We start from the raw sequence: 18,814 nt of genomic DNA, 5'->3' as shown, positions 1-18,814 counted from the left end.
AGCCATACCCCGCCGGGTATCGCGCAGCGGCGTTTGCGCCGGCTGCGCGGGCAAACCGATTGCCATGGAGAGAACGATGCTGAGTCCGCATGAATTCGCCACGCTACTGCTTGTGAAGGATGCCCCCGATCACGGGGACATGGATCGCGATGAACTCGACGCGCTGCTCGAACAGCAGCTCGTGCGGCTGGAAGGGCTGGGATCGGGACGCAAATACTGCGTGACCGAAACCGGCGACGCCGCGTTGCGATCCATCAAATGCCGCTATTCCTGAAGTCCCGCTGTTCCTGACTTGAGCGCGCCGGCCGGATTTCCGGCCGCGCCGCTTTTCCCACGCTTTTCCCGCCCCGCAGCGCTCCGGCGTCAGCCGCCGCGCAGCGTCGGATCGACCGCGGCCCGCCAGCTGACGGCCTGCGCGCGTGCGCCGTTGAAATACGCGACCCATCCGGCGCGCCCCGCCGCGTCGGGCGCCGCATAGTGCGCCGAAAGTTCGTTTACGAACGCGCAATAGTTCGCCTGCGTCAGCCCGCGATATCGTTTCGCCACATACGCGTCGTACAGCGTCGAATAGACCGGCTGCGCGTCCGCGCCCCAGTCGCGCGCGGTGCCGCCGCACGACGTCTGCAGGTCGACGAACGACGGCGCCCGCCAGTTGCCGGCAAGCGGCGGCGTGCCGGCGCTGCACCCTGCCAGGACGACGGCGCACGCGCCGGCCCACATCCCAATACGCATGATTCACCTCGCGAAACGGTCGATTGCGCCAGTATCGTCCGGGATCGCGCCACGCGCTACTGGCCCCGCTTTTTCGAACTTTACTTTTTCGATTTCGTTCGTTAAATTTCGAATTCGAACATTTCATGTTCGCCCATTTCCATCAGACGATAAGGACAGCAGGTGACCCAACCGAATCGCTACGATCTGCTCGTCGTCGGCGGCGGCATCAACGGCGCCGGCATCGCGCGCGATGCGGCCGGCCGCGGCCTGTCGGTCCTGCTCTGCGAGCAGGACGACCTCGCGTCGCACACGTCGTCGTCCAGCACGAAGCTGATTCACGGCGGCCTGCGCTACCTCGAATACAACGAATTCGGACTCGTCCGCAAAGCGCTGCAGGAGCGTGAGACGCTGCTGCGCGCGGCGCCGCACATCATGTGGCCGCTGCGCTTCGTGATGCCGCACATGCCGAACCTGCGGCCGGCCTGGCTGATCCGCATCGGCCTGTTCCTCTACGATCACCTCGCGAAGCGCGAACTGCTGCCCGGCTCGCGCGGCATCGACATGCGCCGCCATGCGGCCGGCGCGCCGCTGATCGACTCGATCAAGCGCGGCTTCGTCTATTCGGACGGCTGGGTCGACGACGCGCGCCTCGTCGTGCTGAACGCGCTCGATGCGAAGGAGCGCGGCGCCGAGATCCTCACGCGCACGAAACTCGTGTCGGCGGAACGCCGCGGCGACGAATGGGAAGCGCGGCTGCGGCACGCGGACGGCTCGATCCGCGTGGTGCGTGCGCGCGCGGTCGCGAACGCGGCCGGCCCGTGGGTCGGCGAAGTGCTGCACGGCGCGCTCGGTCGCGGCGCGCAGCACAGCGTGCGGCTCGTGAAGGGCAGCCACATCATCACGCGGCGCCTGTTCGATCACGACCACGCATACATCTTCCAGAACCCGGACAAGCGGATCATCTTCGCGATTCCGTACGAGCACGACTTCACGCTGATCGGCACGACCGACGTCGAATACACGAACGATCCCGCGAAGGTCGCGATCGATCGCGACGAGACGCAGTATCTGTGCGATTCGATCAACCGCTACTTCAAGCGCAAGATCTCGCCGGCCGACGTGCACTGGACCTATTCGGGCGTGCGCCCGCTGCTCGAGGACGAAAACGCGGCGAATGCGTCGGCCGTCACGCGCGACTATCGCCTCGAGATGGACGACGGCGCCGGCGCGCCGCTGCTGTCGGTGTTCGGCGGCAAGATCACGACGTTCCGCAAGCTCGCGGAGGAAGCCGCCGACCTGCTGTGTCGCCCGCTCGGCCGCGACGCGAAGACCTGGACGGCCGGCGCGCCGCTGCCGGGCGGCGACATCGCGAACGCGAAGTTCGACGTGTTCGCCGACGCATTCGCGAAACGCCATCCGTGGCTGCCCGCCGCGCTTGCGCGCCGCTATGCGCGCGCGTACGGCACGCGCGCGGAACGCGTGGTCGACGGCGCGACGTCGCTCGCCGACCTCGGCGCCGAGATCGCACCGGGCATCCACGACGCCGAACTGCGCTACCTGCGCGACGTCGAATGGGCGACCTGCGCGCAGGACGTACTGTGGCGCCGCTCGAAGCTCGGCCTGCACGTGGCGCCCGGCACGCTCGACGCGGTGACGGCCGCGGTCGATGCGTGGTTCGCCGCCGCGCACGCGCCGCACGCGTGATCCGTTTGCAGTTGCAGTTGCCTGACCGACGTTGATTCACCGACGCGCCGCGTAACATGCGGCGCGCATCACAACTACGCCAATCCACGGATGGAGATGAGAGACATGCAGGATCAGTACATCCTCGCGCTTGACCAGGGCACGACGAGCTCCCGCGCAATGCTGTTCGATCGCCAGGGCAACATCGTATCGATCGCCCAGAAGGAATTCGAACAGATCTACCCGCAACCCGGCTGGGTCGAGCACGACCCGCAGGAAATCTGGTCGACGCAGGCGGGTGTCGCCGCCGAAGCCGTCACGCGCACCGGCCTGAACGGCACGTCGATCGCCGCGATCGGCATCACCAACCAGCGCGAGACGACGATCGTCTGGGATCGCGAGACGGGCCAGCCCGTCTACAACGCGATCGTGTGGCAGGACCGCCGCACCGCCGACTTCTGCGATTCGCTGAAAGCACAGGGCCTCGAGGCGAAGGTGCGCGCGAAGACCGGTCTGCCGATCGACTCGTACTTCTCCGCGACCAAGATCCGCTGGATCCTCGACAACGTACCGGGCGCGCGCGACAAGGCGCGCCAGGGCAAGCTTGCGTTCGGCACCGTCGACAGCTGGCTCGTGTGGAATTTCACGAAGCACGAGCTGCACGTGACCGACGTGACGAACGCGTCGCGCACGATGCTGTTCAACATCCACACGCGCGAGTGGGACAGCGAGCTGCTCGAGCTGCTCGACATCCCGCGCAGCATGCTGCCGGAAGTGAAGGCGTCGTCGGAAATCTACGGCCATACGAAAACCACGGTGTTCGCGTCGAAGATCCCGCTCGCGGGGATCGCCGGCGACCAGCACGCGGCGCTGTTCGGCCAGATGTGCACGACGTCGGGCATGGTGAAGAACACCTACGGCACCGGCTGCTTCCTGATGATGAATACCGGCGACAAGCCGATCGAGTCGAAGAACAACCTCGTCACGACGATCGCGTGGCAGATCGGCGACGACGTGCAGTACGCGCTCGAAGGCAGCATCTTCATCGCGGGCGCGGTCGTGCAGTGGCTGCGCGACGGTGTCGGCATCATCAAGACGGCCGCCGAGATCGAAGCGCTCGCCGCGAGCGTGCCGCATACCGACGGCGTCTATCTCGTGCCGGCGTTCGCGGGCCTCGGCGCGCCGCACTGGAACGCACGGGCGCGCGGTTCGGTGTTCGGCGTCACGCGCGGCACGACCTCCGCGCACCTCGCGCGCGCGGCGCTCGACGCGATCGCGTACCAGTCGCTCGACGTGCTGGCCGCGATGGAAGCCGACTCGGGCATCAGCATCGGCGAGCTGCGCGTCGACGGCGGCGCGAGCGCGAACGACCTGCTGATGCAGTTCCAGGCCGACCTGCTCGGCGTCGACGCGGTGCGTCCGCAGATCACCGAGACGACCGCGCTCGGCGCGGCCTACCTCGCGGGCCTCGCGATCGGCTACTGGAAGAACCTCGACGAAGTGCGCAGCCAGTGGCAGCTCGATCGCCGCTTCTCGCCGTCGATGCCGAAGGAGCAGGTCGAGCGCTGCATGGCCGGCTGGCAACGCGCGGTGCGCGCCGCGAAGGCGTGGGCCGACGACGCGCAGTAAGCACCGCGGCAGCAATCACAAGAAATCCGAACGAAATACAACAACACCGGCGGACCGCGCAACGCGCGAGTCCGCCGCGACCTACGAGAGACAAACATGTCACCTTATATTGCAGAATTCATCGGCACCGCCATTCTCGTGCTGCTCGGCAACGGCGCGGTCGCCAACGTGCTGCTGGCGAAGACCAAGGGCAAGGGCGCGGACCTGATCGTGATCGTAATGGGCTGGGCGATGGCCGTGTTCGTCGCCGTCTACGTGACCGCATCGTTCAGCGGCGCGCACCTGAACCCGATCGTCACGATCAGCCTCGCGCTCGCGGGCAAGTTCGCGTGGTCGAAGGTCGGCGGCTACATCCTCGCGCAGATGCTCGGCGGGATGGCGGGCGCCTTGCTCGTGTGGCTCGCGTATCGCCAGCACTTCGCGAAGGAAGTCGATGCGGACCTGAAGCTCGCGGTGTTCTGCACGGCGCCCGCGATCCGCAGCACCACGCACAATGTGCTGACCGAAGCGATCTGCACGTTCGTGCTGATCCTCGGCGTGCTGTATCTCGCGTCGCCGCAGGTCGGCCTCGGTGCGCTCGACGCACTGCCGGTCGGCCTGCTCGTGCTCGGCATCGGCATCTCGCTCGGCGGGCCGACCGGTTATGCGATGAGCCCGGCGCGCGACCTGTCGCCGCGCCTGATGCATGCGCTGCTGCCGATCCCCGGCAAGCGCGACAGCGACTGGCGCTATGCGTGGGTGCCGGTGATCGGCCCGCTGCTCGGCGGCGCCGCGGCGGCCGGCCTGTATCTGCGCCTGCACGCGATGGCCTGAGCGCGGGTTTGTTCATTCGGGCTCGGGTTCGAACCCGAGTCCGAGTCCGAGTCCGAGTCCGAGTCCGAGTCCGAGTCCGAGTCCGAACCAGAACCCGAGCCCGAGCGCGCGGCAGTGACTGCCGCGCGCCTCCCCTTCTCCTTCGCCCGGCGCCGCTAGCGTTCGCCTGCGGCCGACACCAGCGACTTCAGCTTCACCCCCGCATCCGCGACCGCTTCCGGCGTCACGCCGATCCCGCGCTCGACCAGCATGCGCGCAACGCGCATCTCCTTAACGAACCCCGACGCACGACCGAAACCGCTCGCCGCGACGAGCCGCTCGCCGACATCGAAGTGGAAATGGATTTCCGCATCGTCGCCGAGCACGCGCGCGACCGTCCGCACACCGAGCGCCGGTTCGCCGGCCACCTGCAGTTGCGCGTCGTATTGATCGGACCAGAACCACGGCATCTCGCGATACGGTTCGTCCGCGCCGAGCATGTTGCGGGCGGCGACGCGCGCCTGCGTTTCCGCGCCGTGCCAGGTTTCCTGACGCACGAGCCGCCCTGACGCCCCGCTCGGAAACACCGCGACATCGCCGGCTGCGTAGATGCCGCGTGCCGAGGTCTCGAGCCGCGCGTTCACGACGATCCCGCGCTCGGTGACGAGCCCCGCGTCGCGCGCCAGTTCGTCGGCCGGCTCGATCCCGATGCCGGCCACCACCGTATCGGCGAGCAGCGTGTCGCCGTCGTCGAGCACGACGGCCAGCGCGCCGTCCGGCGTGCGCTCGATCGCGACGGGCCGTCGGTTCAGGCCGATCGCGACGCCCCGCGCCACATGCAGCGCATGCACGCGTGCCGCGATCGGCTCCGGCACCGCACGCCCGAGCAGGCGCGGTGCCGCGTCGAGCACGGTCACGCGACAGCCGCGCAACCGCGCCGACGCCGCGACCTCGAGACCGATGAAGCCGCCGCCGATCAGCACGACGCGCGCGTCGGGCACGAGCCGCGCACCGAGCGCCGCCGCGTCGTCGAGCGTGCGCAACGGGAATACGCCGGCGAGCTCCGCACCCGGAATCGCGAGGCGGCGCGCACGGCCGCCGGTCGCGAGCAGCAGCGCTTCGCAAGCGAAGTCGCGGCCATCCGACACATGCACCTCGCGCGCCACCGGATCGATCCGCTCGACCATCGCAACGATCGGCTCGATGCCGTCCGCGCGCCACGCATCCGGATCGCGCAGCCCGCATTGCGCGGCGCTGCGCTCGCCGGTCAGCACGCCCTTCGACAGCGGCGGCCGCTCGTACGGCAAGTGCGCCTCCGCGCCGATCAGCACGATGCGCCCGCGCCACCCGCTCGCGCGCAGCGCCTGCGCCGCCCGGCCGCCCGCATGGCCTGCGCCGACGATCGCCATCACCCGGTCGTTCGCCATCGCGTCACACCTCGATCAGGATGCGGCCGTTCTCGATCTTCGCGCGGTAGGTGCGCAGCTTCTCGCACGCGGGCGCCGACAGTGCCCGGCCGTCGCGCACGTCGAAGCGCCCGTTGTGCTTCGGACATTCGATCACGTGATCGATCACGAGCCCGTCCGCGAGATGCACGTGCTCGTGCGTGCACAGCCCGTCGCTCGCATACACGTTCCCGTCGATCCGGTAGATCGCGTATGTGCGGCCGTCGTGGTCGAAGCGCGCGACGTCTTCGTCGTCGATGTCGTCGAGGGCGCCGGTGTCGATCCATTGCGTCATGTTGCGTGTCTCCTTCGTTGGAATGTTCGATGCGCGGTCATGCGCGCGCCGCGTCGGGCACCGGCCGCACGACGTAATGCGACGGGTCGCGCGTCTGCCGGACGAGCGCCGGCACGATCTCCGCATACGCGGCCAGCGTGCTGCGGTAAGGCGGCGGCATGTCAACCTTCACGGCTTCATGCAGTTTCGGCAGCGCGTGGAACGGCACCATCGGGAACATGTGGTGTTCGACGTGATAGTTCATGTTCCAGTACAGGAAGCGGAATACCGGATTCATCCTCACGGTCCGGCAGTTGCGCCGGTGATCGAGCACGTTCTCCGGCATGCCCGCGTGCTGCGTGAGGCCGAAGTACAGGTACAGCCACGCACCGTACAGGCTCGGCAAGCCGATGTAGAGCACCGGCAGGATCGTGTGCCAGTACAACGCCGCACCGATCACGCACGCATAAACGGTCAGATGAATCCGCACCTCGCGCACGGCCTTCGGCCACTCCGATTCGGGCACGTAGGTGCGCTCCTCGGCGTCGAGCCGGCCGGCGAACGCGAGCACGATCATCTTGCGCAGTTCGCTCGCGACGTGCTTCAGCGCCACCACGTTCAGCGCGAGCCCGAGCCAGTCGGTCGGCTTCGGCGCGGCGATTTCCGGATCGCGGCCGACGATCAGCGTGTCGGTGTGATGGCGCGCGTGGCTCCAGCGCCAGACCGTCGCGCGGCGGAACACCTGGAACGACGCGACCTGGTACAGCACGTCGTTCATCCAGCGCGTGCGGAACGCGGTGCCGTGTCCGCACTCGTGCCAGCGCGAGTCGGCCGGGCTGCAGTAGAGCGTGCCGTACACGAAGAACGCGAGGATCGCCCACGCGGAATGCGCACGCCAGGCGAGCCACGCGAGCACGCCGCTCGCGACGATCGCCGCGTACCAGATCAGCGTGTCGCGGATCGCGCGCGCATCGTCGCGCTGCATCAGCTGCTTCATCAGCGGCCGCGGCACCGGGCACCGGTACCACGCGGCATTGACGAGGCCCGCGGCACGCGCACGCTCGCCGGCACCGCCGATCATTCGGTAATCCTGACGGCGTGCCGCCGCGTCGCGGTCGTGCGCCTGATCGTTCGTGTGGGCCACGCGTGTCTCCTGATTGTTCGTTTGCGGGAAGCGCGGCACGCGCTTCGCATGCATTCAAAATTAGGCGACGGCCATGCCCCGCTCAATCGAAACATTGACGAAATTTCGCCATCGCTTTAGCGTTCCGGACAGCGCCACACCCCGCTGGCGACGACAGACGAACACGGAGACGACCATGGCCGACCCGACCGGTCCGCGCTGGCGCAAGCGCACCGCGCGCTTCGACGAGATCGCGGCGCTCGCCGGGGTCAGCACGACCACCGTCGACCGCGTGCTGAACGAGCGCGGCAGCGTGTCCGCGCAGGCACGCGAGCGCGTGGTCGCGGCCGCGCGCCAGCTCGGCGTGCCGCGCCAGTTGCCCGACACGCGGCACGGGCTGCTTCACGTCGACGTGCTGCTGCCCGACACCGATGCACCGTTCTTCCGGCGGCTGCAGCAGGCGGTGCAACGCTCGCTGCAGATGCTCGACCGGCGCGTGGTCGTGCACCGGACCATCCTGCCCGCCGCGGACGACGAGCGCGCGGCCGCGCTGATCGAACGGCCCGCGTACCGGCGCGCGGCGCTGATCGTCACCGCGCGCGACACGCCGCGCGTGCGCGACGCACTGGCCGGCGCGATCGCGCGCGGCGAGACCGTCGTCACGATGGTCACCGACATCGGCGGCGTCGGCCGCGTGCACTACGCGGGCATCGACAACTACCGCGCCGGACGCACGGCCGGCTACTACATCGGCCGCCTCGCCGCGCGCCCCGGCCGCGTGCTGCTGCTCGCCGGACGGATGGGCTACCGCGCGCACGCCGACCGGATGGCCGGCTGCATCGACCAGTTGCGGGAAGCCTTTCCCGACCTCCGCTGCGACGACGCGCCGATCGAAACGCTCGACCAGGACGACCGCTGCTACCGCGCGGTGACGAACGCGCTGCACGCGCACGACGACATCGTCGGGATCTACAACAGCGGCGCGGGCTCGGCCGGCATCGAGGCCGCGCTGCGCAAGGCGGGCGCGTCCGGGCGCGTCGTCTGGATCGGCCACGAGATGATCGACCTGCACCGCACCTACATCGAGGCCGGTTCGATGGACATCGCGATCGACCAGGATCCGGACGGCCAGGCGATTTCCGCGCTGCAGCACGTGCTGCACGCGTGCGGGATCGTCGAACAGCCGCCGCCGGGCGACCCGGTCGAATTCCGCGTGTTCTGCTCGGCCAACGTGCGCACCAGCGCGTACCTGCCGGCCTGACGCCCGCCGCGCATCGCGCGGACGCGCGCCGCAAAAAAAATCGACCGCCGCATGGGCGATTTTTCGTCAACGTTTGTCATGCAGCCCGCTCGGCACGTCCGTACATTTGGCAGCCATCCAGAACCGGAACGGACGGAGACGATGGCTGAAGCGATACTCATCGGCGTGAACCTCGACGGCGTGCTCGAACACGACGGCCTGCCGCTGCCCACGCCTGCCGAGCGGTTCCGGATGATCGCGGACGCCGGCGTGTTCGACTACGTCGAGAAGAACCCGGTGCACGGCGAGGACCTGTCGCCGTACTTCGCGCTCGTCGACCGGCATGCGCTGCCGATCCGCGTGATCGGCGGCATCTGGTGCGCCGGCCGCGACGAAGCGCACGTCGCCGAGATCGTCGACGCCGGCGCGCGGTTCGGCAGCACGGTACTCAACTGCCAGCTGTACGCGCACCATGCGGACGGCCATCCGCTGTCGGACTGCGAAGTCGCCGACTTCTACCTGCGCGCATACGAACGCGGCGAGCCGGTTGGCTGCCTGCCGAGCCTCGAAGTGCACGTCGACATGTGGAGCGAGGATTTCCCGCGGATCGCGCGCGTCGCGCAATGCGTCGAGCAAACAGGCGTGCCGTTCCGGATCACGCTCGATCATTCGCACCTGCTGTTCAAGCTCGGCAATCGCCCCGAACTCGATGCGTCGAGCCTGCGCGAGCCGGTCGAGCGCGTGCGGCAGCTGCTCGACCCGGCCTCGCCGTCGGCCGTCTACGCCGACTGGATCGCACGCGGCTGGGTCCGCCACGCGCATGCGCGCAGCGTGATTCCGAACAACCCGGAGAACCGCTGGATGCGCCGCGCGGACGGACGGCCCGGCCGCGGCATCCAGTACCCGTTCGTCGAACCGGCGCCGGGTGCGTATCACGGCGAATGGCGCGCGGCACCGCTCGACACGTGGAAGACGGCGCTGCGGCGCCTGCTGGAGTGGCAGGTGCATACGCGGCCGACACCGCTCGAGCAGATCAGCTGCGAGTTCATCCCGTTTCCGGACTACGGCGGCGGCGCCCGCTATTCGATCTTCGACAACAACGTCGCGTGCGCGCAATGGCTGCGCGCCACGTGGCACGCGCTCGCCGCGGAACCGGCGGATGTGCCGCCCGGCGCCGGCGCACGCAGCTTCACCTGATTCGCCCCACCCCATTCGACACCTGAGGACCGAACGATGACGCAACCCGCCTTTCACTTTTCGCTGAACCGGATGAGCGCGCCGCGCCTGCCGCTCGACCGCTATGTCGCGCTGTGCCGGCGGCTCGGCATCGACTCGATCGAGATCCGCAACGATCTCGACGGCGTCGAGATCACCGACGGCACGCCGGCTTCGGCCGTGCGCGCGACGGCCGAAGCCGGCGGCGTGACGATCCTGACGATCAACGCGCTGCAGCGCTTCGACCAATGGAACGCCGAGCGCGCGGACGAAGCGACCGTGCTCGCCGACTACGCCGCGCAATGCGGCGCACGCGCGCTGGTGCTGTGCCCGACCAACAATCGCGGCGACACGCGCGAGCCCGCCGCGCGGCACGCCGATCTCGTCAAGGCGCTCAAGGCGCTCGAGCCGATCCTCGACGCACGCGGCCTGCTCGGCTTCATCGAGCCGCTCGGCTTCGAGGAATGCGCGCTGCGCCGCAAGTCGGACGCGGTGAAGGGCATCTACGCCGCGGCCGGCGAGCGGGTATTCCGGCTCGTGCACGACACGTTCCACCATCATCTGTCGGGCGAGGACATCTTCTTCCCGAACCTGACAGGCCTCGTGCACATCTCGGGCGTCGAAGAAGGCGACCTGCCGGTCGACCGGATGCGCGACGGCCATCGCGTGCTGGTCGGCGGCGCCGACCGGCTCGGCAACGTCCGGCAGCTGCGCGAGCTGCTCGCGCGCGGCTATCGCGGCGCATTCTCGTTCGAGCCGTTCGCGAACGAAATCGCGGAAGCGGGTGACATCGAAGACCGGCTGCGCGCCAGCATCGACTACATCCGCGGCGAGCTGACGGCTCGCTGAACATCGCGGCGGCGCACGCCGCCGCGGCAATCGCCGCGCGGCACGTCGCGTCGCGCATCCTGCCGCGCACGAAACGGCATGCGATGCGGCACAAGACGTGACGTACGCGCTAGGCATGCGCGACACGACGCAGGCAAGCAGGCAATCCACAACAAAACGACGACAGGTCTGGAGACGACATGAAACGAGTTTCGCCAACGGCACTCATCTGCTCAGGATTCCTCTGTTATTCGAGTGCTTTCGCGCAAACATCGGTCACGCTATACGGCGTCGCCGACGCCGGCCTCGACTACGTGAGCCAGGTGCAGGCCGGCAACGGCACCACCGCGTCGCGGCTGCGCGCGCAAAGCAGCGACTGGGGCGCGAGCCGGTTCGGGCTGCTCGGCCAGGAAGACATCGGCGGCGGCTATCGCGTGATCTTCAATCTCGAATCGGGCATCAACCTGATGTCGGGCACCGCGGGCGACGGCAACGGCAGCCTGTTCAGCCGCAAGGCGCTCGTCGGCGTGCGCCACGACCGGCTCGGCACGCTGACGTTCGGCCGCAACCTGTTCATCGCGAACGATCAATGGGACATGGATCCGCTGCTGCAGCAAGCCTATTCCGCGACCGCGCTGGTGCGCAGCCGCAACGTGCCGATCACCAGCAACAACGTCGAATACCGGTCGCCATCCTGGGACGGCTTCAGCGTGCACGCGCAGTACGCGCTCGGCAACCAGGCAGGCGGCTTCAATCTCGGCGCGGCGCACGAGTACGGCCGCAGCGACGGCATTCAGCTCACGTACCGCAACGACGTCGTGATGCTGCGCGCGATGTACGACGAGCTGCGCGACGCGAACGGCCGGATGAGCAACGTGTTCGCGAGCTCGCGCGAGGTCTTCGCCGGTGCGAACCTCTATTGGCGCGCGCTGACGTTGCAGGCCGCGTACACGCACCTGAACGCGCCCGACACGCCTGCCGGCCTCGCGCGCAATGCCGATCACTACTGGATCGGCGCGCAGTATCGCGTGACGCCCGCGCTATCGCTCGGCGGCGCCGCGTACTACGTGCACGTCGGTTCGGGGGCCGGCGACGCGACGCACGATCCGTCCGGCCACGCGTCGATGTTCGCGCTCGGCGGCGCGTACAGCCTGTCGAAGCGCACGCTGCTCTACGCGACCGTCGCGCACGTGCGCAACGCGAGCGGCTCGAATTTCTCGGTCGCGAACAACAACCCCGGCACGGACAACGACAACCTCGCGAATCCGCTGCCGGGCCGTTCGCAGACCGGCGTGAACATCGGCATCAATCACTCGTTCTGACGAGCGCGACGGTGCGCGGCCGACGTGAGCCACGCAGCGTCCCACACAACGGAATCACCAGGAGAAAGGAGCACACCATGATCGAATTCGCGTTGTTCGGTGCGGGAAGAATCGGGAAGATCCACGCGGCGAATCTGGCGCGCCACCCGGGCGCGAAACTCAAGTACGTGGTCGACCGCCATGCGCCGTCGGCCGCGGCACTCGCGCAGGCGCACGGCGCGCAGGTCGCCGACCTCGAACGCGCGCTCGGCGACCCGTCCGTGCAGGCCGTCGTGATCGCATCGAGCACCGATACGCACGCGGACCTGATCGTCGCGGCGGCGAACGCGGGCAAGGCCGTGTTCTGCGAGAAGCCGGTCGACCTGAGCGTCGCACGCTCGCGCGAATGCGCGGAGGTCGTGCGCCGCCGCGGCGTCACCTGCATGATCGGCTTCCAGCGCCGCTTCGATCCGACCTTCGCCGCGCTGAAGGCGCGCGTCGAGCGCGGCGAGATCGGCACCCCGGAAATGCTGGTCGTCACGAGCCGCGACCCCGGCGCGCCGCCCGTCGACTACCTCCGCAGCTCGGGCGGCATCTTCAAGGACATGCTGATCCACGACTTCGACGTGTTCCGCTGGATCCTCGGCGACGAAGCGCAGACGCTGCACGCAACCGGCAGTTGCCTGACCGACCCGGCCGTGCGCGACGCCGGCGACATCGATTCGACCGCCGTGACGATCCGCACGCGGCGCGGCCTGCTGTGCCAGATCAACACGTCGCGCCGCGCGGCTTACGGCTACGACCAGCGCTTCGAGCTGCTCGGCAGCAACGGGATGCTGCAGGCCGGCAACGTGCGGCCGACCGAAGTGAGCGCATGGTCGGCGAACGGCATCGCCACCGACGTGCCGGAGCCGTTCTTCCTCGAGCGCTACCGGCACGCGTACGCGGCCGAGATCGCGCACTTCGTCGACGCGCTGCGCGACGGCACGCCGGTCAGGACGACGATCGACGACGGGCTCGCCGCGCTCGAGCTGGCGGAAGCCGCGATGACGTCGTGGCAGACGGGGCGCGTGGTCGAGGTGTGACGCACGCGACGGCGGCCGGCGGCAGCACGCCGCCGCGCGGCGGGTGCCGGGCCGGATCCGCTACGCCGGACCGGCCCGGCCGCAGCGGCAGCGGCAGCGCGCCGAACGGCGCACGGCGCAGCCGTGAAAGCACGTATCATGGCGGCATGATCGGCGTCGCCGACACCCCGCTTCTTCACCATCATGCTCGATCACCTTATCTGCGACTGCGACGGCGTGCTCGTCGACAGCGAAGTCATTGCCGACCGCGTGCTGCTCGAAACGCTGTCCGCCACCTTCCCGCACCTCGATTTCGAAGCCGCCGCGAAGTCTGCGTTCGGCCAGCAGACGTCGCGCTTTCTCGCGGGGCTCGAAGCGCATTTCGGCATCCGGATGCCGGACAACTTCATCGAGACCGTCGAGCGCAACATCGAAACCGGTCTCGCGCAATCGCTCGCGCCGATCACCGGCGTGCGCGACGCGTTGCTGAGGGTCGGCCTGCCGGCCGCGGTGGTGTCGAACAGCCGGCTCGTGCGCGTGCGCAGCTCGCTGAAGCGCGCGTCGCTCACCGAAATCTTCGGCGAGCGCGTGTTCAGCTCCGAGCAGGTCGCGCGGCCGAAGCCCTACCCCGACGTGTACCTGCATGCGGCGCGCACGCTCGGCGTCGCGCCGGCGCGCTGCATCGTCGTCGAGGACAGCGTGTCGGGCCTGAACGCCGCGCGCGCGGCGGGCATGAAGACGATCGCGTTCGTCGGCGCGAGCCACATCCCCGACAACTACGCGGACGCGCTGCGCGCGATGGGCATCACGCGGATCATGCGCAGGATGGATGAACTGCCGGCGCTCGTCGCGGCCGGCCTGCGCGGCGAATTCGGCGACGTGCAGTCCTGACCGACCGCCGCGCCGAAGCGACATCACCGGCGTGCGGCTCGCTGCGCACGCCGTATCGCGGGCGCCACGGTGCGCCCGCCACGCCGGCCGTCAGGCCGGCTCGCAGCAGCGCTCGCGCGCGGCCGCCAGCGCTTCGCGGAATTCGACGAGCTCCGCGATCGTCAGCATCGGCAGCCCGTGCTGCTGCGCGAAACGCTCGACGTCGTCGCCGCGCGTCATCGTGCCGTCGGGATTCATCAGCTCGCACAGCACGCCCGCCGGCTTCAGCCCAGCAAGGATCGACAGGTCGACCGTGCCTTCGGTGTGGCCGCGGCGCGCCAGCACGCCGCCCGGTTGCGCGCGCAACGGAAACACGTGGCCGGGGCGCACGATGTCGTACGGCTTCGCATCGTCGGCGATCGCCGCGCGGATCGTCGTCACGCGGTCGGCCGCGGACACGCCGGTATGCACGCCTTCGCGCGCCTCGATCGACACGGTGAACGCGGTGCCGTTGCGGCTCTCGTTGGTCTGCACCATCGGCGGCAGCTCGAGCGCGCGGACCTTGTCGTCGGTCAGGCACAGGCACACGATGCCGCTGCACTCGCGGATCAGGAGCGCCATCGTCTCGGGCGTGATGCGTTCGGCGGCGACGATCAGGTCGGCCTCGTTTTCACGGTCGTGATCGTCCTGCAACACGACCGCGCGGCCCGCGCGCAACGCGTCGAGCGCGGCGGCGATGCGCGGCGGCACCGGTTCGGAATCCAGCAACGGGAGATCGGCAAAGGCGTCGGCAGGTGCCGACGAAACGGACTTGAAGGACATGTGAAACGCTCCTCGCGATTACGATTTGGGCGAAAAACGTTTCAGGGCATTGCAAACAGACAGAACGACAACCCGCTTCGCACGGACGGCAAAGCGGCCCTGACGGACATGACTATCTGCACATCTTCTCTCATCCGGACTATGACCGTCGGCTCTGGCATTCGACCAGATCTGCTGACCCCGCGCGGATGCGCGGGCGCTCGCGGGCTCGCCGGCTTTCGCCAGCCTACCGCCGGTGGGGAATTTCGCCCCGCCCTGAAGACGCACTGATTACCGGCCCGGGGGTCTCCCCGTGGAACGGCCGGCCAAGCATACATCAGCTGCGCGCACCGCGCAGCGAACCACACCTAAAACCTTACTGACGACGCCGTCTAACGGCATCGTCCGAACGGCCGACACCGGGCCTGCGCGCGTCCCGATGGAACCGGCGCCGGCCCGGCGACCCGCCCGCGCGCTCAGCCGGCCGCGTGCGCGGCGTCGGGCACGAGCCAGCGCGGCGGCACCTCGGGGCTCACCGTCACGCGGAACGCGCGCGCCTCGCTGTCGCCGGGATTGCGCAGGCTGTACGGCTGGTCGGCGTCGAACACGATCGCGTCGCCGGTCGCGAGCAACTGGCGGCGATCGTGCACGCTGACCTCGAGCGTGCCCTCGCTGACGACCAGGTTGACCGTCGTGCCGGGCGCGCGGCGCGTGCCGGGCTCCGTGTGCAGCGGCGCGATCCGCAGCTCGTGGAACTCGGCCGCGGCCGGCTCGCCTTCCGGATACAGCGCGCGCGCCGAGAAGCGGCCGTTCGAGCTGACGACGCGCGCCGCGCGCTCGGCCGCCAGGTGCTCGAAGCCGTTCACCGCGTGACGGCGCAGGAATGCGGCGACCGATACCTTGAGCGCCGCGGCGATCTTGCAGAGCACCTTGATCGACGGCACGCTGCGCGCGGATTCGATCTGCGCGAGCATCGCGCGCGACACGCCGGACAGCCGCGCGAGCGCATCGAGCGACAGCTGCCGCTCGGCGCGCAGGCGCGCGAGGTTCACGCCGACGACCTGCTCGAGGACGTCGAGCGACGCGGACGTCCGCGCGTCGACGGCATTGCCGGATTCGAAGGAAGACACGTCGCGCACCAGCGCAAGGGGTGAAGACATAGCATGGCCTCCGGGCCGCCGCGCGGCCCTGCGAATGGGGTAAGCCTGAATCGGAATCGGGTTGCGCCACGAACGGCGCGTATCGAGACGCTATCACCCGGCCCCGACCCGGCAAACGAAGTTATCTTCACACCGTTATCAGCATCGCGGAGGAATGCGTTTCTCGCGAACCTTTTCCTGTCGCCATAGCGCCGGTGCACCGCCGCCCGATGCACCGTCAATGCGCGGCCGGTGCGGCGCCGCGCGCCGGCGCGCGCGCATCGAGCCGCATCGCGAGCCACGTGACGACGAGCGCCGCGAACGTCACCGCGACGGCGACCCACGGCAGCGCGTCGAGCGCGAAGCCGTGCCCCAGCGCGAGGCCGCCGAGCCACGCGCCGGCCGCATTGCCGACGTTGAACGCGCCGATGTTCAGCGTCGACGCGAGGTGCGGCGCGCTCGCGGCCTTCTCGACGACGCGCGCCTGCAGCGGCGGCACCGTCGCGAACGCGGCGATTCCCCATACGAACACGGTCACCGCGGCCGCGACCGGCAGGTGGCTCGTCTTCGCGAACACGGCCATCACGGCCATCAGCGCGACCAGGATCGCGATCAGCGACGGCATCAGCGCGCGATCGGCGAGCTTGCCGCCGAGCGTGTTGCCGACCGTCAGCCCCGCGCCGAACAGCACGAGGATCAACGCGACCGCGCGCGGCGAATAACCGGTGACGGTTTCGAGGATCGGCGCGATGTACGTGAACACGACGAACACGCCGCCGAAGCCGAGCACGGTCATCAGCAGCGCGAGCCAGACCTGCGGCTCCTTCAGCACGCGCACTTCGTGGCCGAGGCCGACGGGCCCGCTGTCGTGGCGGTTCGGCACCAGCAGCGCGACGCCGCCGAGCGACAGCACGCCGAGCGCGGCGACGATCCAGAACGACGCGCGCCAGCCGAGCAGCTGGCCGACGAACGTGCCGAACGGCACGCCGAGCACGTTCGACAGCGTGAGGCCCGTGAACATCAGCGCGATCGCGCTCGCGCGCTTGTCGGCCGGCACGAGCGACGCGGCGACCACGGCGCCGATCCCGAAGAACGAGCCGTGCGCGAACGACGTGACGACACGCGCGACCATCAGCATCGCGTAGCCGGACGCGGTCGCGCACAGCACGTTGCCGACGATGAAGATCGCCATCAGCAGCTGCAGCGCGGCCTTGCGCGGCATGCGGCTCGTCAGCACCGCGAGCAGCGGCGCGCCGGCCGCGACGCCGAGCGCGTAGCCGGTGACCAGAAGCCCTGCCGACGGCAGCGACACGGCGAGGTCGTGCGCGACTTCGGGCAACAGGCCCATGATGATGAATTCGGTGGTGCCGATGGCGAAGGCGCTGATCGCGAGCGCCAGGAGCGGAATGGGCATGACGTTCTCCGAAAGGGCGGCGGGCGCGGCGGCCGGTCGGTGCCGCACCGCACAAAAGGCGGGATCTGCGCGCATTGTCCCGAATACGCCTATCTTTGATAATTGGCGTGGCATTTGAACCATTTTCAAAAATTTCTGGAAAATCCGATGGATCGACTGGGCGACATCCGGCTGTTCGTCGAGGCGGCCGAACTGGGCAGCCTGTCCGCGGCCGGGCGCAAGCTGAACCTCACGCCGGCCGCCGCGAGCGCGCGCCTCGCGAAGCTCGAGGCGAAGGTCGCGACGCGGCTGTTCGAGCGCTCCACGCGGCAACTGCGGCTCACCGACGAAGGCCGGCTCTACCTGAACTGCTGCCGGCAGGCGCTGCAGGCGCTCGACGACGCGCACGCGCTGCTGCAGGAAGGCCGCAACGTGGTGGCCGGCAAGGTGCGGCTGTCGTCGACGTCCGATTTCGGCCGCAACCAGCTGCTCGACTGGCTCGACGAATTCACCACGCTGCATCCGGGCGTCACGTTCTCGCTGACGGCGTCCGATTCGGCGTCGAACCTGTGGCAGGACGAGATCGACCTCGCGATCCGCTTCGCCGCCCCGCCCGACGGCGCGTTGATCGCGCGCCGGCTCGCCGCGAACCGGCGCGTGCTGTGCGCGGCGCCGTCGTTCGTCGAGCGCCACGGCGTGCCGGCCGACCCGCACGATCTGGCCCGCTTTCCCTGCAACGTGATCACGATCGCGTCGGGCCCGATGAACACGTGGCGCTTCACGCGCGGCGACGAGGTGCAGACCCACACGGTGCCGGTGTCGACCGCGTTCGAGACCAACGACGGCGGCTTGACCCGCGAATGGACGCTGCGCGGCCACGGCATCGCGCTGAAGTCGCTGTGGGACATCGCCGACGACGTGCGCGCCGGCCGGCTGCGCGTGCTGCTGCCCGACTGGCGGCACCAGGACGCGCCGCTGCACGCGATCTATCACAGCAAGCGCTACATGGCGCCGCGCGTGCGCGTGCTGCTCGACTTCCTCGCCGAGCGCTTCGCGCGCGAGGAAGCGGCGCTCGACGACCTGCTGAACGCGTGCCGCTGACGGCTGCCGCGCCGTCATATCAGGGTCGGAATGCAACGAAAGGCGTCGCGCGGCCGCAACCCGCCGCCCGCCCGGGACAGCGCGTAAAGCTATAATGGAAGGCTTTCCCGACGGCTTTTCACGCGTTCATGCGTTGCGCGAGAGGCTCGCCCGACGCGCGCTGCGCGCCCCGGTCCGCCACGCGGCACCGGCACGCGCCGCT

At 69.2% G+C, this 18,814-nt stretch carries 18 protein-coding genes and 1 riboswitch; of the genes, 11 read left to right on the top strand and 7 right to left on the bottom strand.

Going from position 1 to position 18,814, the window contains the following annotated elements; translation table 11 throughout:
* The first annotated feature begins 76 nt into the window (after positions 1–76).
* Positions 77–274, top strand: a complete 198-nt coding sequence (locus U4Z31_RS02490; protein WP_044846784.1) for a hypothetical protein — start codon at positions 77–79, stop codon at positions 272–274.
* Positions 275–363: 89 nt separating this feature from the next.
* Here U4Z31_RS02490 and U4Z31_RS02485 read toward each other — a convergent pair whose 3' ends face one another.
* Positions 364–732 carry a hypothetical protein gene (locus tag U4Z31_RS02485; protein WP_044846785.1) on the bottom strand — a complete coding sequence of 123 codons (369 nt, stop codon included), beginning with the start codon at positions 730–732 and terminating at the stop codon, positions 364–366.
* 162 nt (positions 733–894) lie between these two features.
* On the opposite strand from U4Z31_RS02485, the gene glpD reads away from it, so the two are divergent.
* The 3 genes from glpD (at position 895) to U4Z31_RS02470 (ending at position 4,839) form a co-directional block, all read left to right on the top strand.
* Positions 895–2,418, top strand: coding sequence for a glycerol-3-phosphate dehydrogenase (gene glpD, locus U4Z31_RS02480; RefSeq protein ID WP_321809341.1), 1,524 nt, complete (start codon positions 895–897; stop codon positions 2,416–2,418).
* Positions 2,419–2,523: 105 nt separating this feature from the next.
* Positions 2,524–4,026, top strand: coding sequence for a glycerol kinase GlpK (gene glpK, locus U4Z31_RS02475; protein ID WP_044846787.1), 1,503 nt, complete (start codon positions 2,524–2,526; stop codon positions 4,024–4,026).
* Positions 4,027–4,122: 96 nt separating this feature from the next.
* Positions 4,123–4,839: an MIP/aquaporin family protein gene (locus U4Z31_RS02470; RefSeq protein ID WP_044846788.1), complete on the top strand. Its 717-nt coding sequence runs from the start codon at positions 4,123–4,125 to the stop codon at positions 4,837–4,839.
* A 155-nt stretch (positions 4,840–4,994) separates the two neighbouring features.
* Here the strand turns inward: U4Z31_RS02470 and U4Z31_RS02465 are convergent, their stop codons facing one another.
* The 3 genes from U4Z31_RS02465 to U4Z31_RS02455 are packed head-to-tail and all read right to left on the bottom strand — an operon-like array spanning position 4,995 to position 7,735.
* The gene (locus tag U4Z31_RS02465; protein WP_321809340.1) at positions 4,995–6,245 is read right to left on the bottom strand and encodes an NAD(P)/FAD-dependent oxidoreductase; all 1,251 of its coding nucleotides are present in this window, start codon (positions 6,243–6,245) and stop codon (positions 4,995–4,997) included.
* A 4-nt stretch (positions 6,246–6,249) separates the two neighbouring features.
* Positions 6,250–6,558: a non-heme iron oxygenase ferredoxin subunit gene (locus tag U4Z31_RS02460; protein WP_044846790.1), complete on the bottom strand. Its 309-nt coding sequence runs from the start codon at positions 6,556–6,558 to the stop codon at positions 6,250–6,252.
* Between the two features lie 37 nt (positions 6,559–6,595).
* Positions 6,596–7,735 (bottom strand): fatty acid desaturase family protein, encoded by a 1,140-nt coding sequence (locus U4Z31_RS02455; protein WP_321809339.1) that lies wholly within the window; start codon positions 7,733–7,735, stop codon positions 6,596–6,598.
* 121 nt (positions 7,736–7,856) lie between these two features.
* Here U4Z31_RS02455 and U4Z31_RS02450 point away from each other — a divergent pair, with 121 nt between their 5' ends.
* The 6 genes from U4Z31_RS02450 to U4Z31_RS02425 all read left to right on the top strand — a co-directional run bounded on the left by U4Z31_RS02450 (position 7,857) and on the right by U4Z31_RS02425 (position 14,199).
* The gene (locus tag U4Z31_RS02450; protein ID WP_321809338.1) at positions 7,857–8,921 is read left to right on the top strand and encodes a LacI family DNA-binding transcriptional regulator; all 1,065 of its coding nucleotides are present in this window, start codon (positions 7,857–7,859) and stop codon (positions 8,919–8,921) included.
* A 141-nt stretch (positions 8,922–9,062) separates the two neighbouring features.
* The gene (locus tag U4Z31_RS02445; RefSeq protein WP_321809337.1) at positions 9,063–10,097 is read left to right on the top strand and encodes a xylose isomerase; all 1,035 of its coding nucleotides are present in this window, start codon (positions 9,063–9,065) and stop codon (positions 10,095–10,097) included.
* A gap of 36 nt (positions 10,098–10,133) precedes the next feature.
* Positions 10,134–10,964 (top strand): TIM barrel protein, encoded by an 831-nt coding sequence (locus U4Z31_RS02440; RefSeq protein WP_321809336.1) that lies wholly within the window; start codon positions 10,134–10,136, stop codon positions 10,962–10,964.
* Between the two features lie 179 nt (positions 10,965–11,143).
* Positions 11,144–12,265, top strand: a complete 1,122-nt coding sequence (locus U4Z31_RS02435; protein ID WP_321809335.1) for a porin — start codon at positions 11,144–11,146, stop codon at positions 12,263–12,265.
* A gap of 77 nt (positions 12,266–12,342) precedes the next feature.
* Positions 12,343–13,329, top strand: coding sequence for an inositol 2-dehydrogenase (iolG, locus tag U4Z31_RS02430; protein ID WP_321809334.1), 987 nt, complete (start codon positions 12,343–12,345; stop codon positions 13,327–13,329).
* A gap of 183 nt (positions 13,330–13,512) precedes the next feature.
* Entirely contained in the window at positions 13,513–14,199 is a 687-nt protein-coding gene (locus U4Z31_RS02425) for an HAD family hydrolase (RefSeq protein ID WP_044846797.1), read from the top strand.
* Between the two features lie 90 nt (positions 14,200–14,289).
* Here U4Z31_RS02425 and ribB read toward each other — a convergent pair whose 3' ends face one another.
* The 3 genes from ribB to U4Z31_RS02410 all read right to left on the bottom strand — a co-directional run bounded on the left by ribB (position 14,290) and on the right by U4Z31_RS02410 (position 17,532).
* Positions 14,290–15,000, bottom strand: coding sequence for a 3,4-dihydroxy-2-butanone-4-phosphate synthase (ribB, locus tag U4Z31_RS02420; protein ID WP_124488632.1), 711 nt, complete (start codon positions 14,998–15,000; stop codon positions 14,290–14,292).
* 118 nt (positions 15,001–15,118) lie between these two features.
* Positions 15,119–15,267: riboswitch (FMN riboswitch) on the bottom strand.
* A gap of 188 nt (positions 15,268–15,455) precedes the next feature.
* Positions 15,456–16,139, bottom strand: coding sequence for a helix-turn-helix domain-containing protein (locus U4Z31_RS02415; protein WP_044846799.1), 684 nt, complete (start codon positions 16,137–16,139; stop codon positions 15,456–15,458).
* Between the two features lie 217 nt (positions 16,140–16,356).
* A complete protein-coding gene (locus U4Z31_RS02410) occupies positions 16,357–17,532 on the bottom strand; it encodes an MFS transporter (RefSeq protein WP_124488631.1) in 1,176 nt (391 codons plus the stop codon).
* 147 nt (positions 17,533–17,679) lie between these two features.
* On the opposite strand from U4Z31_RS02410, the gene U4Z31_RS02405 reads away from it, so the two are divergent.
* Positions 17,680–18,612: a LysR family transcriptional regulator gene (locus U4Z31_RS02405; RefSeq protein ID WP_044846801.1), complete on the top strand. Its 933-nt coding sequence runs from the start codon at positions 17,680–17,682 to the stop codon at positions 18,610–18,612.
* Positions 18,613–18,814 lie beyond the last annotated feature (202 nt).

It is taken from the genome of Burkholderia sp. BCC1985, assembly GCF_905339915.1.
Classification (GTDB): Bacteria; Pseudomonadota; Gammaproteobacteria; order Burkholderiales; family Burkholderiaceae; genus Burkholderia.
This window is presented reverse-complemented; position numbering and strand designations above follow the sequence as displayed.

Coding starts and splice junctions, on each gene's coding strand:
- U4Z31_RS02490 (WP_044846784.1), top strand. CDS start 77: ATGCTGAGTCCGCATGAATTCGCCACGCTACTGCTTGTGAAGGATGCC.
- U4Z31_RS02485 (WP_044846785.1), bottom strand. CDS start 732: ATGCGTATTGGGATGTGGGCCGGCGCGTGCGCCGTCGTCCTGGCAGGG.
- glpK (WP_044846787.1), top strand. CDS start 2,524: ATGCAGGATCAGTACATCCTCGCGCTTGACCAGGGCACGACGAGCTCC.
- U4Z31_RS02470 (WP_044846788.1), top strand. CDS start 4,123: ATGTCACCTTATATTGCAGAATTCATCGGCACCGCCATTCTCGTGCTG.
- U4Z31_RS02465 (WP_321809340.1), bottom strand. CDS start 6,245: ATGGCGAACGACCGGGTGATGGCGATCGTCGGCGCAGGCCATGCGGGC.
- U4Z31_RS02460 (WP_044846790.1), bottom strand. CDS start 6,558: ATGACGCAATGGATCGACACCGGCGCCCTCGACGACATCGACGACGAA.
- U4Z31_RS02455 (WP_321809339.1), bottom strand. CDS start 7,735: ATGCATGCGAAGCGCGTGCCGCGCTTCCCGCAAACGAACAATCAGGAG.
- U4Z31_RS02450 (WP_321809338.1), top strand. CDS start 7,857: ATGGCCGACCCGACCGGTCCGCGCTGGCGCAAGCGCACCGCGCGCTTC.
- U4Z31_RS02445 (WP_321809337.1), top strand. CDS start 9,063: ATGGCTGAAGCGATACTCATCGGCGTGAACCTCGACGGCGTGCTCGAA.
- U4Z31_RS02440 (WP_321809336.1), top strand. CDS start 10,134: ATGACGCAACCCGCCTTTCACTTTTCGCTGAACCGGATGAGCGCGCCG.
- U4Z31_RS02435 (WP_321809335.1), top strand. CDS start 11,144: ATGAAACGAGTTTCGCCAACGGCACTCATCTGCTCAGGATTCCTCTGT.
- iolG (WP_321809334.1), top strand. CDS start 12,343: ATGATCGAATTCGCGTTGTTCGGTGCGGGAAGAATCGGGAAGATCCAC.
- U4Z31_RS02425 (WP_044846797.1), top strand. CDS start 13,513: ATGCTCGATCACCTTATCTGCGACTGCGACGGCGTGCTCGTCGACAGC.
- ribB (WP_124488632.1), bottom strand. CDS start 15,000: ATGTCCTTCAAGTCCGTTTCGTCGGCACCTGCCGACGCCTTTGCCGAT.
- U4Z31_RS02415 (WP_044846799.1), bottom strand. CDS start 16,139: ATGTCTTCACCCCTTGCGCTGGTGCGCGACGTGTCTTCCTTCGAATCC.
- U4Z31_RS02410 (WP_124488631.1), bottom strand. CDS start 17,532: ATGCCCATTCCGCTCCTGGCGCTCGCGATCAGCGCCTTCGCCATCGGC.
- U4Z31_RS02405 (WP_044846801.1), top strand. CDS start 17,680: ATGGATCGACTGGGCGACATCCGGCTGTTCGTCGAGGCGGCCGAACTG.